This window comes from Umezakia ovalisporum Ak1311 (assembly GCF_029891685.1).
GTDB classification, from domain to species: domain Bacteria; phylum Cyanobacteriota; class Cyanobacteriia; order Cyanobacteriales; family Nostocaceae; genus Umezakia; species Umezakia ovalisporum.
Genome location: NZ_JANQDJ010000041.1, coordinates 181,086 through 199,558 on the forward strand (window position 1 = coordinate 181,086; position 18,473 = coordinate 199,558).

General features: G+C 41.4%; 17 protein-coding genes and 1 pseudogene. 12 read left to right on the forward strand and 6 right to left on the reverse strand.

Translation table 11 applies throughout. The features are described 5' to 3' along the window. The first annotated feature begins 392 nt into the window (after positions 1 to 392). Together NWP25_RS06930 and NWP25_RS06935 are read left to right on the forward strand one after the other, a co-directional pair. Positions 393 to 1,349 (forward strand): ADP-ribosylglycohydrolase family protein, encoded by a 957-nt coding sequence (locus tag NWP25_RS06930; protein WP_280699065.1) that lies wholly within the window; start codon positions 393 to 395, stop codon positions 1,347 to 1,349. A gap of 208 nt (positions 1,350 to 1,557) precedes the next feature. Further along, positions 1,558 to 4,128, forward strand: coding sequence for an HD family phosphohydrolase (locus NWP25_RS06935; protein WP_280649419.1), 2,571 nt, complete (start codon positions 1,558 to 1,560; stop codon positions 4,126 to 4,128). Positions 4,129 to 4,302: 174 nt separating this feature from the next. Here NWP25_RS06935 and NWP25_RS06940 read toward each other — a convergent pair. The 4 genes and pseudogenes from NWP25_RS06940 to ubiE all read right to left on the reverse strand — a co-directional run. Further along, positions 4,303 to 4,431, reverse strand: a pseudogene (locus NWP25_RS06940) (transposase); the annotation flags it as partial. 52 nt (positions 4,432 to 4,483) lie between these two features. Then, positions 4,484 to 5,140 carry a TetR/AcrR family transcriptional regulator gene (locus tag NWP25_RS06945; protein ID WP_280649420.1) on the reverse strand — a complete coding sequence of 219 codons (657 nt, stop codon included), beginning with the start codon at positions 5,138 to 5,140 and terminating at the stop codon, positions 4,484 to 4,486. Positions 5,141 to 5,261: 121 nt separating this feature from the next. Then, positions 5,262 to 6,491: a DUF445 domain-containing protein gene (locus NWP25_RS06950; protein ID WP_280649421.1), complete on the reverse strand. Its 1,230-nt coding sequence runs from the start codon at positions 6,489 to 6,491 to the stop codon at positions 5,262 to 5,264. A gap of 79 nt (positions 6,492 to 6,570) precedes the next feature. Then, positions 6,571 to 7,260, reverse strand: a complete 690-nt coding sequence (gene ubiE, locus NWP25_RS06955; protein ID WP_280649422.1) for a bifunctional demethylmenaquinone methyltransferase/2-methoxy-6-polyprenyl-1,4-benzoquinol methylase UbiE — start codon at positions 7,258 to 7,260, stop codon at positions 6,571 to 6,573. Positions 7,261 to 7,485: 225 nt separating this feature from the next. Between ubiE and NWP25_RS06960 the strand changes: the two genes are divergently transcribed. Further along, entirely contained in the window at positions 7,486 to 8,574 is a 1,089-nt protein-coding gene (locus NWP25_RS06960; protein WP_280699067.1) for a RuBisCO accumulation factor 1, read from the forward strand. 715 nt (positions 8,575 to 9,289) lie between these two features. After that, the gene (locus tag NWP25_RS06965; RefSeq protein ID WP_280699069.1) at positions 9,290 to 10,144 is read left to right on the forward strand and encodes a cohesin domain-containing protein; all 855 of its coding nucleotides are present in this window, start codon (positions 9,290 to 9,292) and stop codon (positions 10,142 to 10,144) included. On the opposite strand, the gene NWP25_RS06970 is transcribed toward NWP25_RS06965, so the two are convergent. Beyond that, complete coding sequence (locus tag NWP25_RS06970) at positions 10,113 to 11,876, reverse strand: glycosyltransferase family 39 protein (protein WP_280649425.1); 1,764 nt, start codon at positions 11,874 to 11,876, stop codon at positions 10,113 to 10,115. The genes NWP25_RS06965 and NWP25_RS06970 overlap by 32 nt on opposite strands. A gap of 89 nt (positions 11,877 to 11,965) precedes the next feature. Continuing rightward, positions 11,966 to 12,115, reverse strand: coding sequence for a hypothetical protein (locus NWP25_RS06975; protein WP_280649426.1), 150 nt, complete (start codon positions 12,113 to 12,115; stop codon positions 11,966 to 11,968). Between the two features lie 29 nt (positions 12,116 to 12,144). On the opposite strand from NWP25_RS06975, the gene NWP25_RS06980 reads away from it, so the two are divergent. The 8 genes from NWP25_RS06980 (at position 12,145) to ureG (ending at position 18,318) form a co-directional block, all read left to right on the forward strand. After that, positions 12,145 to 14,496 (forward strand): ATP-dependent helicase, encoded by a 2,352-nt coding sequence (locus tag NWP25_RS06980; RefSeq protein WP_280699071.1) that lies wholly within the window; start codon positions 12,145 to 12,147, stop codon positions 14,494 to 14,496. A 37-nt stretch (positions 14,497 to 14,533) separates the two neighbouring features. Further along, on the forward strand, positions 14,534 to 14,731 hold the full coding sequence (gene rpmI / locus NWP25_RS06985) for a 50S ribosomal protein L35 (RefSeq protein WP_200989608.1): 198 nt from the start codon (positions 14,534 to 14,536) through the stop codon (positions 14,729 to 14,731). A gap of 19 nt (positions 14,732 to 14,750) precedes the next feature. Next, positions 14,751 to 15,107: a 50S ribosomal protein L20 gene (gene rplT / locus NWP25_RS06990; RefSeq protein WP_280649428.1), complete on the forward strand. Its 357-nt coding sequence runs from the start codon at positions 14,751 to 14,753 to the stop codon at positions 15,105 to 15,107. A gap of 12 nt (positions 15,108 to 15,119) precedes the next feature. Further along, positions 15,120 to 15,926, forward strand: coding sequence for a transporter substrate-binding domain-containing protein (locus tag NWP25_RS06995; RefSeq protein ID WP_280649429.1), 807 nt, complete (start codon positions 15,120 to 15,122; stop codon positions 15,924 to 15,926). A gap of 99 nt (positions 15,927 to 16,025) precedes the next feature. After that, the gene (locus tag NWP25_RS07000; protein WP_280649430.1) at positions 16,026 to 16,547 is read left to right on the forward strand and encodes a tetratricopeptide repeat protein; all 522 of its coding nucleotides are present in this window, start codon (positions 16,026 to 16,028) and stop codon (positions 16,545 to 16,547) included. 53 nt (positions 16,548 to 16,600) lie between these two features. Beyond that, positions 16,601 to 17,044 (forward strand): urease accessory protein UreE, encoded by a 444-nt coding sequence (ureE, locus tag NWP25_RS07005; protein WP_280699072.1) that lies wholly within the window; start codon positions 16,601 to 16,603, stop codon positions 17,042 to 17,044. After that, a complete protein-coding gene (locus NWP25_RS07010; protein WP_280699073.1) occupies positions 17,022 to 17,711 on the forward strand; it encodes an urease accessory protein UreF in 690 nt (229 codons plus the stop codon). The genes ureE and NWP25_RS07010 overlap by 23 nt, the downstream gene beginning before the upstream one ends. 10 nt (positions 17,712 to 17,721) lie before the next feature. Continuing rightward, positions 17,722 to 18,318 carry an urease accessory protein UreG gene (gene ureG, locus NWP25_RS07015; RefSeq protein ID WP_280649433.1) on the forward strand — a complete coding sequence of 199 codons (597 nt, stop codon included), beginning with the start codon at positions 17,722 to 17,724 and terminating at the stop codon, positions 18,316 to 18,318. Positions 18,319 to 18,473 lie beyond the last annotated feature (155 nt).

An 18,473-nucleotide genomic window follows, 5' to 3' on the forward strand; every position in this document is an offset into this window, starting at 1 on the left:
GTGGAAATTAGACTTTGACAGTGTTTGATGGATTTTTATGCTTTTCTTAGAAATCTGGGATTAAGTTCATGATATCCATTTGAGTAAGAGTAAAAATACTCTAAACCCACATTTGAACCTATTTCACCATCAGCTATCCTGGTTTCTTGTTTAGGTTATGTATCTACACAGAATTGAACATAGAAACCATTAGCACGTTTAACAATCTTGACTCGCTTAATTAACTTGATAGGGTATGTATGAATATCCCACTTACCCAGTCAAATTTAAGTTCACCACTACCTTGGCCTAAAGTACAATAAAGTATCTTCGCCACGCTCCGATACTTTATCTCTGTGGTTTTGGATCCCTGGGTTTTCCTATAGATAAGTTAAGATTTATTTTTTCTGAATATGCGCTATCCACTGATTAATCGGTTTAAAGGTACTTTATCAGGGGCATTCCTAGGTGGAATTTTAGCCAAGGATCCTGAATTCCAGCATCATCTTTGCTCTGATATCAGCAAAATAGCAATTCTGGGTGCTAAAAGCTTAATCGAGCTTGGGAAATTAGATATAAATAATTGGCTAGAGCGTCATCAAAAACAATCTCTTCATTTGGACGTAACTGATGGTGTCTTGCCAAAAGCTATTATTGCCACGTTACCAGTGACACTTTTTTTTCATGAAAACCCAACTAATCTGCGACAAAACTTGCTGCATTTGTCGCAACTATGGGACAATGACCCAGTTATCAGAGATGCCATACTGGCAGTAGGATATGCCATCGCCAAATCTTTTATTGAAAAACTTGATTCCCAAACCCTCATCCCGGAAACCATTGCCTTTATCGGGGAAACAAAGACGCTCACCCCACAACAATTACTAAAGGTTAATGATTTGTTAGATCAAGGATTTGGGTTAGAAAGGGCACAAACAGAATTGAGCAGTCAAGAACAGCCAAGTAATGCTATTGCTATGGCGTTTTACTGCTTTCTCAGTACCTTAGAACAGTTTTCTCTGGCGGTTTTGCGCTCTAATCAGAAGGATAATACCAGCCAAGGAAAAACTGAAAATTTGCACTGGCCAACCATCAGCATCATTACTGGTGCTTTATCAGGAGCTTACAATAGTACTGCGGGTATTCCTGTAAAATGGCAAGTTTTATTATGTCCAAACAATTTAGCCACTTGGAAACTAACAAATTTTTCCCAGGTGCTAGAATTAGCTGATGCACTTGTTGCTGTATGGTCAGGAGTGTATGATCTCGGCCTGCATCTAAAGAAGTACCCAGAGGAGGGATGTGTTAAATATAAAGAACAGCCTCAACTTTGCGTCTTTGCATCTCCTCGCGTTATCCAGTCGCGTTAACGTCATGGTTAACGTCCCACTTATAGGATAAAAATAGTAGTTAATGTAGTTTTATACTCCCCAGGTATAACCTTAGTCTCTAGGTAGCTATTGTGTGCAATCGGCTTAAACCAGATAATATCACCGATGATGTCATCGCCTTCACCGGAGCTTTGGCTTTTTTTAGGATTGTCTTGTTTTGAGTTATCAAAGTAAGCAGCCAGATATCATGAAAAAGCAGCGATTTTTTCAGTGTTTTCACAACCAAGAATACCAAAAACCAGAAATAGCACTCAGAACAATGGCAAAAACGGTCAGAATTCGACGAGGGATTGATGCGATATGTCTGGGCTGGGTGCATGAAAAGCGTTCCTCTGTTGTTTTGGCCATGGCTGTAGTATCCCTTACAGGGGTTATGGGGCATAAATTATATAACCAACCCCAGTTAGCAGTAGGTACTCTTGCACCAGAAACGATGAAAGCACCCTACACTGCTACCATTGAGGATAAAGAAGAAACAGAAGCCCAACGCCAAGCTGCCAGCAGAAGTTCGACACCAGTGTTAATGATCGATGTCCAAAAGACCGAAAGAATCAATAAAAATTTACAGCAACTTTTGGATCAAGGAAATCAAATTCGCACTGTTGCTGGAGTTTTTCCGTTTTTTGATACAACAGTTTTGTCCATTCCTACCCAGCATTATCTTCGCTCTTGTTCTGAGACAGAATGGAAAACACTACTGATAAATTTAGAAGACAATAGCCAACAGAAATCAGGGGTGTTAGTTGGCAAACACAAAAGTAATCTCAAAAATAAACAAGCAAGCACTACATATCTGCCTTTGTTGCTATCATCCACGGTTTCACCGCTTCTAGAACACCGCAGTTTGTTTACCATCCTCAATTCAGGCAATATACCCCTTTTTACGTCTCCTTTAGCTCAAAAACCAGTTAATATTTCCCAAAACACTGAGTTTACTCAAGCAGTGGCGGAACTAAAAGCTTATGGTGCCACAAGTTCAAAACCAAACTTGGATTCACTCATAGTCCAAATTTCCCAGGTACGCCAAGCATACACCCAAGCGGAAATCCAACTTGTACGGCAAGATTTCGCCAATTCCAAGAAAGTTTATACCAACACTGCCCTGCTTCAATTATCAGATAAAGAATGGGGCCAAGCACAAAAGGGAATTCGCCAAAGTGCTGAAAAAATTCTTGCTCAAGGTATTCCCCAAGGATTACCCTCAAGTATTATCGAGAATGCCGTTAAGCTCACTATACAAGAATTAGTCCCAAAAAGTACTGAACCATTGGTAACAAAGTTACTATTGGTGGTGCTAGAACCAAATCTCAAGAATGATGAAGAACAAACTAAACGAAAAATACAGCAAGCATCAGATGGAGTATCACCCGTGATGCGGCAGGTGCAGCAAGGAAAGTTAATTGTCACCAAAGGAAAAGTTATTACTAAATGGCACTTTGATGTACTAGAGCATTATCAATTAATCCGCCGAGAGAATAATTGGCTTGAATTGACAAAATTAGCCAGTGTTGTCACCGTGGCAATTGGTATTTTTGTTTTAGTCGGAAGAAAAATGAAATGCAAATTGCGGCAGCGCGATTACCTGTTAGTTCTGCTGCTTACCCTCAGCACTCCCGGTATGCTAGCTCTTAGGCTACCATACACCACTTGGAGCGCGGTTGGTTTATTATTGGGTAGCTTCTACGCACCTGCTTTAGGCGTGACCGTTGTGGGACTGCTGCTGCTGATTTTACCAATGACATTGGAAATCAGCGTAATTTCCCTTTTGGCTGGTGGAGCGGCGGGAATATTAGGCAGTAGCATGGCGCAAAAATTGCGATCGCGCGAAGAATTGGCATTATTGGGTGTGGCCATCGCCATAACTCAAGGTGGGGTATACTTACTGATTAACCTGTTCATTGGTACAGCATTTGGCGGAGGTTGGTATAGGGTACTTCAAGAAGCGGGATTATTTGCTTTATCTGGTTTAGGCTGGAGTGTTGTGGCCCTTGGCTTAAGTCCTTATCTGGAAAAAGTATTTGATTTAGTTACCCCAATTAGATTAGCGGAACTGGCCAACCCTAATCGTCCCTTATTAAAACGACTGGCTACTGAAACCCCCGGCACCTTTCAGCATACTTTGTTAGTGGCTACTCTGGCTGAAGCTGCTGCGAAAAAGCTGGGATGTAATGTAGAACTTGTCAGGGCTGGAACTCTGTATCACGATATCGGCAAAATGCACGACCCTCTGGGCTTTATTGAAAATCAAATGGGCGGGCCAAATAAACATGAAACAGAGATTAAAGATCCTTGGCAAAGTGCAGCAATTATCAAAAAGCACGTTACTGAGGGGTTGGTAATGGCGCAAAGACACCTTTTACCCACAGCAATTCAAGCTTTTATTCCTGAGCATCAAGGAACAATGTTGATTGCCTATTTTTACCACCAAGCATTGGAAATGTCCCTGGAAGATCCCAACTTAACAGTAGATGAAGGGGATTTTCGGTATGATGGTCCTATTCCCCAATCACGGGAAACCGGAATAGTTATGTTAGCAGACTCCTGTGAAGCGGCTCTGCGATCGCTCAAAGATGCCACTCCAGAACAAGCCTTAACCATGCTCAAGAACATTCTTCGTGCTAAATGGCAAGACAATCAAATGGTAGATTCAGGGCTGACACGGGAAGAAATGTCACAAATCAGCCAAATATTTGTTGAAGTTTGGCAGCAATTTCATCACAAGCGCATTGCTTATCCCAAATTAAAAGCAGGTAGGTAAGACTTTTTAGCGGAAACGAATTGAATATACAGACTTTCATCTCACTAATGCGTTTATAAGAAAATCCAGGGTGCCAAAACCACCTAGATAAAGTATCGGGGCGTGGCGAAGATACCTTATTGTACTTTAGGCAGTGGATATAGGCGAGGGTAAAGCTTCTTTAGGAGCAGTCCATCAGGTGGTGTCGTGATGTCTTTGTTCTTCAATATATTTTTTAACAATCTCACTGCTAACATTGCCAGCAGTAGAGGCAAAATAAAAGCTTGTCCATAGACCAGGTAGTTTTAGCAAATGGGGGACTTTTGTCTAAGTAGACTAGAGGTTCTCTACCTTAAATGAGTAAAGCCCTTAGTTTCTATACCCTACTCTTTTCCACACCACCCAAAATCAAATTAATTGCTTCTTGAGTGTACTGCTCAATCATTTCTGGAGTCAGTAATTGCAAGTCTGGTTTAATGTGCTTGAGGTTTTCATAAGCGTGGAAATAAAAATTACAAATTCCCGCAATTTGGACAGTGACGAGAAATGGATCGATCTGGCGAAAACAACCCTCCATCATTCCCCGTTGTAAAATTTTAATAACGTACCCGAAATTTTCTTGCCAATTTCCCAACTTAAAATATTCCCCTTGATTTTGGTTCGCCTCTTGAAACCACAGCATCCCCCGTTGTCGGTGAACCGCTTCGTAGTCAATTACCTCCTTAATAAGGAGCTTCAAAGCTGTATCGGCTGGAAACTGATCCAGATTTAGCTGTTGAACACTTTCAGATATTTCCCCCAGGGGACGTTGCAGAACTGCTTTGTATAACCCTTCCTTGTTCTGGAAGTAGTAGTAAATCATTGCTGTAGTCACTCCCGCACCTTTAGCGATGGCCTCTGTCCTGGCCCCATTAAGCCCATTTTTGGCGAACTCTGCTTCTGCTGCATCGAGAATCTGCTTTTTTGTCGCCTGTGCATCCCGCACCTGACGGGGTTTTTTAGACGAAGGTTTTGATTGCGTTAAACGACCCACGGCTCACCATTATGCTAATGACTGATATCTTAACTAAAAATTTCGTTAGTAGTTGACATAGATGATGTAATTTACTAGTTTAATTAGTAACTAAAAAATTTAGTGAACAGGCAAAATCAGCTTACGTCAATATTAAAAATCCCACCTGCAATAATCCAATTATAAAACCCAACACACCACCTAAAGTTACAATTGCCTGCAATTCATTTTTCACAATTCCCTCAATTGCAGCTTCTAAATCAGCAGGTGAAGTTGATTTCACACGGTCAATAATCACTTGATCTATTGATAAGATTGGAATTACCTGGGCTACAATTTGCTCTAAATCTTTTTCTAAATATCTTTCTAAAATTGTAGCTAACTCTTGACTAACAACTTCTAAAGAAGAACTCACAGCAGGTGAAGTACTAAGACGATTAAGTAGTAATGTGGCGAGATTTTCCCATTTAACAGAATCAGTCAATCCTTGGAGTAAGTCACTACCACTCATCTGGATATAATGCCGCACACTTTCACGGGTAGTCTTTCGCAGCTGGCGCACTGTTCCAATAGGCAAGTTTTGTAATGATAAATCAAGCAAAACTTTTTTCAAGCGATCGCGCATTTGCAAAACTTCAACCAGTTCATTTAAACGGGCATTGGTAGCATCTTTCTCATCTAAGCAAAAAGTTCTCAGCCTTGTCAGAGTATTACGTAAACCAAATAAATTTGCTACTACCCAATAAGTACCACTAGTCTTTTCACGAAAGTTTTCATCAATAGTTTGAATAGTGCGATCAGTCAGAAAATCAATAATTACCTGGCGTAATACATCTGGGGGTAAAACCACCTCTAATAACCAATCAGCTAGCCTTGTTGCTTGTTCTTCACTCAGTTGTAATTCCAGCAATACCTGGTCAAAAATCTGATTTATTTGCGCCTCTAAAAAATCTTCTCGCCTTGCCAAAACTTTAAGTAAACGAGGCAATGATTCCCCTAACAAATCACGCAAAATTCCCGCCACAATCTTGGCGCTTTTCTCATTTTTATCAACTTTGATTTGTTCAAGTGCTAATTGCAACAACCATAAAATTGCTGACTGTACGCGTTCTGTTTGTAACAATCGCCGCGCTAGATTTTGCAATTCTTCTGGAGTCAGCAACGACCCCATAATCGTATTGGAAATGTTCTTAGCTAAACGTTCCTGGTTGCGAGGAATCAACCCAGGAGTAAATGGTACTTTTCGCCCAGTTATATAAATTGCTTGGTAAGGGCGAAACAGCATTTTGATGGCTATGTCGTTGGTGAAATAGCCAATAATTCCACCCAGTACAGGGGGTAATAAATAAAACCAGATTTGAGACCAATCCAAAGTAATAAATAAGAAAATGAGAATTTTTGAGGCATCAGTTACGAGTTAGAAGTTTTGCATTAAACCTCTAACTCGTAACTCATTTATTTACTACGAGCACTCCCATCATATCGTTCGCGATGGGGTAGTGTGTAACCGATGTAAAACCAACTTCACGAGCTAACCCCACTTGCTCTTGCCCAGTAGGGAAACGATCCAAGCTGGGATTAATATAAGCATATTCTTCTTTGAAACCCATCTGTTGGGCAAGTGGTACAACTATATTATTTAAATACCATTGTTGAAAAGCGCGAATCTGCTGATTTTTGGGTCGATGAAAATCTAAAATTGCTGCTTTACCGCCAGGCTTGAGAACACGGTGTAATTCTTCAAGGCTGCGGGGAATATCTTTAACATTTCTTAAACCATAGCCCATTGTCCCAGCATCGAAGTAATTAGCATTAAAGGGCAAATTGAGTGCATCGCCTTGTATCCAAGCGATAGCAGGTTCAGGGTACTGTCCTTGAGCGCGTACTTGAGCGACTGCTAGTAACTTGGGGGAGAAATCCACACCGTACACCTGTCCCATGGTTCCCACGTATCTTGCCAAACGAAAGGCTAAATCACCACTTCCACAGCATAAATCCAAGCAAGTATCTCCCGGTTTAGCTCCACTCCATTTGACTGTCATTTCCTTCCATATACGATGTTGTCCCAGACTCAACCAATTGTTCAACTCATCGTACACTGGAGCAATACGGTCAAAAATATCGCAAATTTCTTGATTCATTGCCTGTTTTTTACTGAATTTTCAATCGTTTGTTATTTTTTTTTATACTGAGTTGGTTTTCCTTGGCTGGAAAATACCCCGCCCCTTAATCTTTCCCCTCCTCAGCAAGAAATGGGAATTTTTCAGATATCCTGGTTGAGAAATAGTCAACTCCTAAAGATTACAATAGGAATTCCTAAAGAGAAATTAATCACCCTCTCAAGTAGAAGCTCCCACACCAGAATTATGACTAACCTACCTTCCAATGCTCAAAATCCTAACAATGCTCTGAACGATGATGTAGTAAAAGATTTACTACGAAAATTGAGGCAAAAACAAGGTAACTGGGTAGAGTGGGGAGTAGCGATCGCCTCGTTGCAAAAAGCAGGTTACAATCCCCAGCAAATTTTTGAGGAAACTGGATTTGAGCCGATACAACAAAATCAGGTAATTGTTGGCTCCCAAGTTTATAATTCTTTAGAAAAAGGTGGTGCTTCTGAGGAAATACGATCGCATTACGCTACACGGGGTAGTGATGTTTTATATGAACTGCGTCTGCTTACCCACGAAGAACGTGCTGCTGCGGCTGAACTTACCTTTATCCACAAACTTGATCTTGAAGAAACGCGGGAACTAGCAAAAGCAATTAAGGATTTTTCCCGCTTGCGGAACTTACCAACAGGTTTTTCTGCCCATCCTGGTGATGCTGTTGCCTATCAAGCTTGGAAGTTAGCACGGCAATATACAGATTTGCAAGAGCGATCGCGTCTAATTGCCAAGGGTCTAAAATTTGCCCACACCCCCACAGCTAGAAACAAAATTGAACAGTTATTAGTTGATTTTACTGTAGTTTCCCAGCGACCCGCCCCCATTTTACCTTTTTATCGCTTTGAGTCGGAAGACGAATTACCCCGCATTGTGCCGGTAGTGGGAGAATTACCATTAACACCACAAGATTTAAAAAGTGTCCCTCTGGTACAAAACCTGGAACCATTTGGTTTGGTTCAATTTGCTGGGGAACAGGCTTGGGTACCATTACCGGGTTGGCAAGTATTATTAAGTTCAGAAGATCCTGTGGTGATTTTATGTAATAGCGATCGCCTCCCTAACCAGGACAACAATTTACCAAAACCCGTGCTGGTGGTTGTAGACCGCGCCGCGCGCCAATGGGATGACTCCAGCTATTTTGTGGTTGAACACAATGGTGAATTAGATTTTCAGTGGTTTGACAGCGATCCACAAATTCCTCTGCTGGGGCGAATCATTGTCATTGTCCGTCCTAAGAAAATTTTTGATGATGTGATCAGCAAAGATTCCTGGCAAATTGACGAGTAATGTTAAATGACAAATCTAACACTGTTCTTAGGGGTTGATTTGGTAGGCTCTTGGGTGAATTTCACTGATACAGATTCTGATACTTCAGAAATTAATGTATCACATGTATCATTATTTTCATGATCTGCCTTAGTGGGTTTTTGCAGAAAAGCGATCGCATAGTCTTGTCATAGGTTGATCGCTTTTCTTAGAGGATGTTTGTCAAGTCATGATTAGTGTATCGAATATTATTTGACCCCTCCCTAACCCTCCCCTTGTAAGGGGAGGGAACTGGATTTGATTGTTTTTTGTGTGTTCCCTGTTCCCTGTTCCCTGTTCCCTAAGATAAAAATTACCTGTTGAAAACTTATCAAACATCCTCTTACATACTTTTAGTAAAGTCTGGAAACGACAATTATTACCAAATTTGTCAAAAGTCATGTCCTAACCAATACTTAGCCGATACTAAATATGAAAGTTTATTAATTTTTTATACCCAGACTAAAGTAATTATGGGGTTACTTGGTAGGATGTGTCTGATTGTAATTTCTGATAGTTTTCTGTACGCAAGGCCATTGATCGTTTGTTTAATCTGTCTGATATGGGTGTGGCAAAAAACTCCCAGCATTTTGCAACATGATCTGATTTTACTTCGTATATAGATTGAGTCTGTATCAAAGCTGTGCTGGTGGTGGGGCTACCACTTGAGTTGGTCTAGTACAAGTTTGATGGGAGTTTGATTGACGGCGGCGGTAGAATCATTCATCCGGGTGTAGAAATTATATTTGAAACTGATGCTGGGGGAACTGGAGAGACAGATGTTAAAACAGGTGACATTCTCGCACCTGGTAATTACACCCTGACCCTGGAAAGCCGTAGTGATGGTTTTGTCAGCACGAACGGACGCTTACTTGATGGTAATGAAGATGGTTTCTCTGGTGGTAACTTTGTGCGCCAATTTACCGTAGAGAGCCAGACATCACCAGTCCTCACCTTACCTGACTTTAGCCGCGCCCCTGGTCAAGAAGTAAACATACGTGGGGGTGGTCAATTCAATCCTTTACCCATCCGCATCACCAATGCCGGTGGTGTAGACAACATTAGCTTTACCTTGCAGTATGACCCAGACCTGCTGGCTGTTACAGGAGCAAATGTAGCCGTATCGGGTTGGAATTTAAATTCTGACTTCAATACACCAGGACAAGCTCAGTTTACTCTCAGTGGATTTGCCCTCAATGCTGATACCGACTTAATCACCTTGGATGCTCAAGTTCAACAGACAGCAATCTACGGTGCTAAAGGTGTACTGCAAATACTTCCCGGTGCGGGCTTAGTAGGAGACAGTGCGGTACAGCTGGTAGCATTAGTGGGAGATACGACCAAAACAGAAGGCTATCTTTCTACAGATGCGGCCTTAATTTCTCGGGTAAATGTGGGACTTGATTCAGGATTTAGAGCTTTCCCTGTGACTGATCCCCTGATTATAGGAGACGCTACCAACAACGGAATTATAGATGCGGCCGATGCAACCTCTGTGGGCCGAGCATCCGTGGGTCTACTTAGCCCATTCCTCCCAGCATTGGTGGTTTAATCATACCACGAGTATTCAAAGATGCAGATGGGGCGGTGATCGCCGCCCCTGTAACTTGTCTAATTTTATTACAGCGGTAAAGTTGATAGGGAACACCTATGCGATAGTGCTGTGCAATGTCTATAGTACAAACACTATCCCCGGAGAGTCCCACATCCTGGGGATAATCCCGTTTTCTCATTCCTGGACTAACAATCCATAAATTCATCTGATCTGTTACTGGTGTTGGTATTTGATCAAGCCTATTCCAAAAAGCAGATGAATAAAGAGATTTGTCTAAAAAAGCCAAACTATCAAAGTTATTCAAACTAACTAGAACACCAATGTTTGTATTACCTCTAACTTTTGCTAATGCCAAAGCAAAACTCAATCCCAATGCCACATCCTGATAATTGTCGTATCCTACCACAAGCATTAACGGAACAGAGGGTTCTAAATTCATTTTTTGGGCAACTTGCTCAGGTTGGAAAGGCTTTTGCAAGACTAAATTAGAAACTACAAAAATACAACTAAGAATACCAACCACCAAAGTGATAAATTTTGATTTGTGAATTTTGCTAATACTAGCTGCCAACAAAGCCGCAAAACTTGGATAATAAACAAAGTTATAGCGCGGAACAACAGTTATGTCTTTATCTAATAAATAGGCTATACCAACAAATTGCATTAACACAACAATAGTAAAACTTAAAAGCGTTAATGTTGCTAAATGAGTTTTATTATCTAACCACAGCAATTTTAACCCCTTCCATACTTCCCACCCCAACCAAATACCAAAACTTAGCATCAAAAAGCCACAAGTAGCTGTAATTAGCAAAGGTTGATTTTCTACCGGTAAAGAAATCACCATTAAAATCCAACCAATTAAAGTTTGATATAGTGGCGCAATGTGCATAGTAGCAGGTAACCAATTGGTTTCAGCACTTTGAAAATGACTAAACATTACTGGCAACCATGGGAAAAAACTAATCACGACTCCAATAATTGATAGCACTAAAATGAGAGAAGTTTTACCTTTTTTCAGGAGCTTAGTCTTACCCGAATACGTCAATACAAGTAATGTGATAATTTCAGCAATGAAGGCCAAAATAAAAAAGTAGTGAACATAGAAACCAATACTATTAACAATAGACCATAAAATCACTACCCAAACTCTAATGCGTTGCTGCTCAAAAATATCCTGCTGAATTTGCATTAGTCCTAATAACGCCAAAGTTATCAGGAACATGGGCATGGTATAGTGCCGTGCTTCTTGGGAAAGGTAAACAGCAAAGGGAGAAACAGCCATAATTAAGGCGGCGATGATTCCCGATGTTGGAGAAAAAGCAGTGCGGTTGACAAAATAAATCGCGCCGATGGTACCCACGCCAAATACAGCCGGGAGCGATCGCAATTTTGCCACCCAATGTGAACCCAAGGGAATCATCCACCCCAACCATCTGTACATTGCACAAAAAAACAAAGGCGGATGGGTAGACTGATTAGCCAAATTTTCGGCAATTTGCTCACAACTAATCCCAGACTGGTAAGTGAAAATTTCTGAGACTCTTTGCAGAGGGAATAGGATATTTAAGGGCAAATCATGGTAATTTTGTCCAAAACTGAAAATAGCAGTAATTATCTCATCCATCCATAAAGGTTTTAAGTCTAAATGCCAAAAGCGCAAGACTGCACCAAGTGCCATCGCTGCGGCTAACCCTAGATAATGTAGATACAGTTTGGGATTTGTCATTATTTACTGATTCTTTACATGGCGTTTTGCAATTCGCCGAAGACCTTATCATACAGCAGTGAGTATTGTCCTTAAGCCTTCTCGGTTTTCTAAACCTGAGATTTCTGAAGATTCCATAAAGGAACTTTCTTAGGTTGACTTAAATAGCCCCTACCGATGCCGCCAATATTAGTTCCTAGCATCACCGCTACCTTTTTCAGCTGATTTTCCTGAAAAATGCTAGGTCTGCGGTTTGACAATTTCAACTTCATTTAAAACCTAAAAATTTATGTTAGAAGCTGATTTCACCGATACTGTACCTCAAGAATCCTTAATATCAAAATTACAAGAGAAGATTTTGGTAATTCGCAATAGTCTACGCCAAGGACAACGACAAATGGCTGATTGGGAATCTGGGCCCTTGGCTGTTTCTGCTGTTCCTGGGGCTGGTAAATCCACTGGTATGGCCGCAGCAGTAGCCATCGCCATTGCTCGTCAATACCAAATTTTTGCCGAATCACGCCCATGTTCTCGTCGTCAAATTGTAGTTGTTACCTTTACTCGTTCAGCAGTTGCCAATATTAAAGCAAAAATTGGCAAATACTTAAAAGAATTATCTTTACCTCAGACAGGGTTTGCTGTTTATACCCTCCATGGACTGGCTTTGAATATTGCTAGTCGTTACCCAGATTTATCTGGCTTAGAATTAGATAATGTCACATTAATCACACCCAGTCAAAGCCATGGTTTTATTCGTACAGCGGTAGAACAATGGATTACCAACAATCCAGCACATTATTCTCGGTTACTAGAAGGTCATCAATTTGACGGTGAAGAAACAGAAAGATTACGTCGTCAGTCAGTTTTGCGAACAGAAGTGTTGCCAGATTTAGCTACTACAGTGATTCATGAAGCTAAAAGTTCTGGGATATTACCAGAACAATTGCGACAGTGGAGTGAACAAACCAAAGATGAATATGCAATTTTGCAGGTGGCGGCGGGATTGTATGAACAATATCAAAACTTAATGCGATGGCGTGACTTTATAGACTACGATGATATGATTTTAGCCGCCTTGCGGGTACTCAAAAATGAAACTCCTCGTCGCATCGAGCAGAAGCAAGTTTTTGCGGTATTTGAAGACGAAGCTCAAGATTCCAGCCCCTTACAGACCCAGCTACTCGAAATTTTAGCAAGTGATGACGGAGAATCTCCCCATTCCCCACTCAACCTAGTGCGAGTTGGTGATCCTAATCAAGGGATTAACTCAAGTTTTACTCCAGCTGATCCGATTTATTTCCGTCAGTTTTGCCAAGTGTGCTATGACGTTGGCAAACTAGCAACAATGGATCAAGCTGGACGTAGTAGCACAATTATTATTGCTGCTGCAAACTTTACCCTAGAATGGGTAAACAACCTTTATCAACGTAAAAATCAACCATCTCCCCCACTTCCCTTTCGTGCTCAAAAAATCCGCCCCGTTGATATCGGCGATCCTCAAACAAATGCTAATCCAGTAGCAGTAGGACGAGGACTAGAACTGTGTACCCCCCGTGATATCTGTCACACAGTTGAATTACTGTCTCAAAGGGTGATTGAGTTGTTTAGTCAACACCGGACAAAAATTAATGCAGCAATTTTGGTGCGCGAAAATCGCCAAGGACGCTGGCTAGCAGAAATGCTCGCAGCTGTATGTAAAGAGCATCAAATTACACTTTATGAAGTAGGAGAACGCGATCGCCGTTGTCATATACCCCAGGAAATTTTGGCATTACTGCAATTTTGCCATCGCCCCCATTCTCCCGAATACCTCAAAGCTGCTTTAGATGTATTATTACAGCGTCAATTAATTCCTACCCAAGACCTCAACGCTCTTGCTAGTCTACCAGAAGAATTTTTGTATCCCAGCCCTTTAGCAGCACCCCAATCAGACACAGTAAAAAAAGCAGCGCATTTATGTCGTAGTTTACTCCGCGCTCGCTTGGAGCTTCCCCTGTATCAGCTGATTGCCTTTCTGTCCTTAACGTTAAAATACGACCAAGGTGAATTGGCCACTGCTGACAAACTCGCAGAACGGGTAAACCAGCAAACATATGACAACAGTTCAATGGGAACAATGCTGTCAGCTTTGAGTGAAATCGTCAATTCTGAACGTTTTGAATCGGTGGAAACAGATGATTTAGAAGCCCGTTATACTCGTCCGGGTCAGTTGACCATTATCACTATGCACAAAGCCAAGGGACTAGATTGGGACTATGTGTTTATCCCCTTTCTACATGAAAAGTCAATTCCTGGTAAGTTTTGGGTTGCTCCCAAAAGTCAGTTTTTAGGTAAGTTTACTTTATCGGAAGTTGCCCGAGCCCAAATTCGCACGGCGCTACATGGTAAATCTCATATACCTAATGTGTACCAGGCCTGGGAAGAAGCAGAACATTTAAAAGTGTCTGAGGAATACCGTTTACTATATGTGGCTATGACACGAGCAAAGCGTTTGTTATGGATGTCTGCATCACAACAAGCGCCTTTTTCGTGGAGTAAACCGGAAAATGTACAAGCAGAACCTCCTTGTCCTGTTTTTGTGGCATTACAACGCCAGTTTCCTGAATGTGTAGTTGATTTGCCACAAGATTTCAGGAAATAGTATATAATGATGGATTGTGTCGAATTAACGTTAGACCATGCCTAAACTCAAGACTCGTAAAGCAGCGGCGAAGCGATTCCGTGCCACTGGTAGCGGTAAAATTGTCCGTCGCAAAGCTTTTAAAAGCCACCTTTTAGAACACAAATCTTCTAACAAAAAGCGTAACCTGTCCAAAACTGCACTGGTACACGAACGGGATGAAGAGAATGTGCGGTTGATGCTTCCTTATTTGTAAATTGTTCAGGAAATAAATTATGACAAGGGTAAAACGCGGTAATGTAGCTCGTAAACGCCGCAATAAAATTCTCAAACTAGCTAAAGGTTTTCGTGGTTCTCACTCAACTTTGTTTAGAACCGCTAATCAACAGGTGATGAAGGCGCTACGGAGTGCCTACCGCGATCGCAAAAAGAAAAAGCGTGATTTTCGTCGCCTGTGGATCACCCGTATCAATGCGGCTGCAAGGCAACACGGTTTGAGTTACAGCCAGTTAATGGGCAACTTGAAAAAAGCCGATATCCAACTCAATCGGAAAATGTTGGCGCAATTGGCAGTTCTTGATCCCAGTAGTTTCGCCAAGGTTGCTGAATTGGCAACTCAAGCTCAAGGATAAAGGTGGTGACGGATGAATAACCGATGTAACAGATGGCTAACAATTAATCCGTTACATCTGGTATTGTCCGCTAGTTTATTTTGTATTTTCTGCTTTTGTTGGGGATTTACGACATGTGCCGCCCAAATGCCAGAAATTCAGCATCGAGGTTATTTAATTATTGGCGTTAAAGATAACTTACGCCCCTTGGGATTTAGGGATGCTCATGGTAACTTACAAGGCTTAGAAATTGACTTGGCAAAGCGCCTGGCATTGGATTTGTTAGGTAAACCGGATGCAGTAAAATTACAACCTGTAGCTAACCGCGATCGCTTATCTTTAGTCTTAAACAAGAAAGTTGATTTAGTGATTGCCAGGGTAACAGCAAATGAGTCCCGTGCTCGTTTAGTAAGTCTGAGTGTTCCTTACTACTATGATGGTGCTACAATAGTTACAAAGAATACTTTTGTGCGTCAGCTAAGTGATTTAGCCAACCGGAAAATTGCTGTAATCAACAACTCCAGCACAATTGCCCAAATACGCTACTATGCTCCAAAAGCAGAGTTAGTGGGAGTTAATTCATATCAGGAAGGGCGAAGCCTCACAGAAAACAATACAGTGGTAGCCTTTGCTGCTGATGCCACTGTCCTGAGCGGTTGGGTACAACAATATCCCCAATACCGACTTTTGCCCACCAAGCTATCAACTGAACCGTTGTCTGTAGTTATGCCTAAGGGATTACAGTACGATGACTTAAGACGACAAGTAAATCAAGCGATCGCTGAATACACAGCAACAGGTTGGCTAAAACAACGTGTTGAATATTGGGCTTTGCCCTAAGCTAGTGCTGAATCATCAAGTAAAGAAATCTTTCCCTCATCTAAATTAGTGTTCAATAATAGATACAGAACTAACTTTTAATATTTTTATTTGCAGGCAATGGATCAAAACTTAGCCATTATTTATCTCTCAATTTTTGTAGGTCTGCTTTTATTCGTAGTTGTCAGCGTTTTCCGCCAAATCATCAAAACCCGTAAGCGTGAAACTGCCTTGTCAAGGCTACGTAGAAAGTTGGAGAAAGAAAAAGGTACGGCTCAAGAATATTATGAGTTAGCCAGTATTTATTCAGAAAAAAAATTATTTTCTCAGGCGGTGGCACTATTTCAAAAAGCTATTAAAGCGGCTGAAGAAGAACAAGAAAATAGCGCCCCTATTTACAACGGACTGGGCTATGTTTACTTTAGCCAAGAGCAATATGACTTAGCAATTCGTCAATATAAAGAAGCTCTAAAACTTCAGCCAGACTACGTTACAGCACTGAATAACCTTGGACACGCCTACGAACGGAAAAAATTAACTGCTCAGGCGCTACAAATGTATGAAGAAGCACTAAAGCTTGCCCCCAATAACACCATTGCCAAGCGCCGGGCTGAATCTTTACGACGCTTGGTGTCTGTTTAACCACATATGTGGGCAAAGTCATGAAAAGTCAAAAATGAAACACACCTGTTAATATGCTTACTTTAACCCAACGTCAAGGGGCTAATCCTCATGTCGCTGTCACTTTTACCCTGGCACTTACAGCGGAAGAACGCACCCGCAGTCGTCATCGTTGGGAAACTGAAGATGGCAAAGTTGTATTTTTGCGTTTACCCAGAGGCACATTACTGCGAGATGGTGATATTTTGCAAGACGGAACTAATAGTAATTTAGTCAGAATTACTGCCAAACCAGAATCAGTTTTAACTGTTTTTTCTGAAACACCGCTTTTGTTAATGCGAGCAGCATACCATTTAGGAAATCGCCATGTACCTGTAGAAATTACCTCTAGCTATTTACGCTTGTTACCAGATTCAGTTTTACGTAGGATGCTAGAACAGCTGGGGCTATCAATTAAAGAGGAAATTGTACCATTCTACCCAGAATTAGGCGCTTATGGACACCATCGCCCTCACTAATGCTAATTTTTTATCCATATTGCAGTTAACTAGCCCTGGGTTGCCTGTGGGAGCATATAGCTATTCTGAAGGATTAGAAATGCTGGTGGAAAATGGCACTATTTCCCATCAAGCCAGCCTCAAACATTGGTTACAGGCGGAATTGCGTTATGGTGCAATTCGGTTGGATGGGGCTGTGATGGTACGTGCTCAGGAATCGGCTAGTATTGGGGATGTATCAGCTTTATGTAGTTGGAATATGTGGTTATCTGCTGCTAGAGAAACCGCGGAATTGCGGGCATCTAGTTGGCAGATGGGGCGATCGCTAACTCAGTTGTTGGGTAAATTAGAACCGGAAATTATACCTTTAGTCAATGCTGTGGGTAATCCTGGCAATTATGCCATCGCTTTTGGCATTGCTGTTGCTCATTGGCAAATAAATATTCAAGCTGCTTTGTTGGGATATTTGCATAGTTGGGCTAGTAATTTAATTACTGCGGGGGTGAAACTCATTCCTTTGGGTCAAACTGCGGGACAAGAGTTACTGTTGGAATTACAACCATTAATTAGCAATGTTGTAGGGGAAATACTAGCCTTGCAGGATGACGAACTTAGCTGTTGTAGTTGGGGTTTATCCTTGGCAAGTATGCAGCATCAAACTCAGTATACAAGACTGTTTAGGAGTTAGGTAAAAGACAATGAGTGCATTGCGTGTTGGAGTAGCAGGACCAGTGGGTTCGGGAAAGACGGCTTTGGTAGATGCTATGTGTAAGGCTTTGCGTGACCAGTATCATCTGGCGGTAGTGACAAATGATATTTATACCCAAGAGGATGCTCAATTTTTGGTGCGTTCTCAGGCCTTAACAAGCGATCGCATTTTAGGGGTAGAAACTGGCGGTTGTCCCCACACAGCAATTCGGGAAGATGCTTCTATGAACTTGGCTGCTATTGAACAATTGGAAAACCAATTTACTAATTTAGATTTAGTCTTTTTAGAAAGTGGCGGTGATAACTTAGCAGCTACCTTTAGTCCAGAATTGGTAGATTTAACAATTTACGTCATCGACGTGGCTGCTGGTGATAAAATTCCCCGTAAAGGTGGACCTGGTATTACTAAATCTGACCTATTAGTAATTAATAAAATTGACCTTGCACCCCATGTTGGTGCAGATTTAGATATCATGAGACATGATGCCCAAAAAATGCGCGGTGACAAACCTTTTATTTTTACAAATTTGAAAACTCAAGAAGGGCTGACAGATGTAATTCAATTTGTAGCGTTACATAAACAATAGATAGTTTGATAGCTAAAAAACGAAAGACCCCTGTGTAAGGAGTCTTTTGTATTGAATAATAGACCTGGCATCGAGCTATTGTTGCAGAGGGCGACCCCTAAACTATCGTTGCCGCGGCGGCGTTTCACCTCTGAGTTCGGGAAGGTATCAGTGTG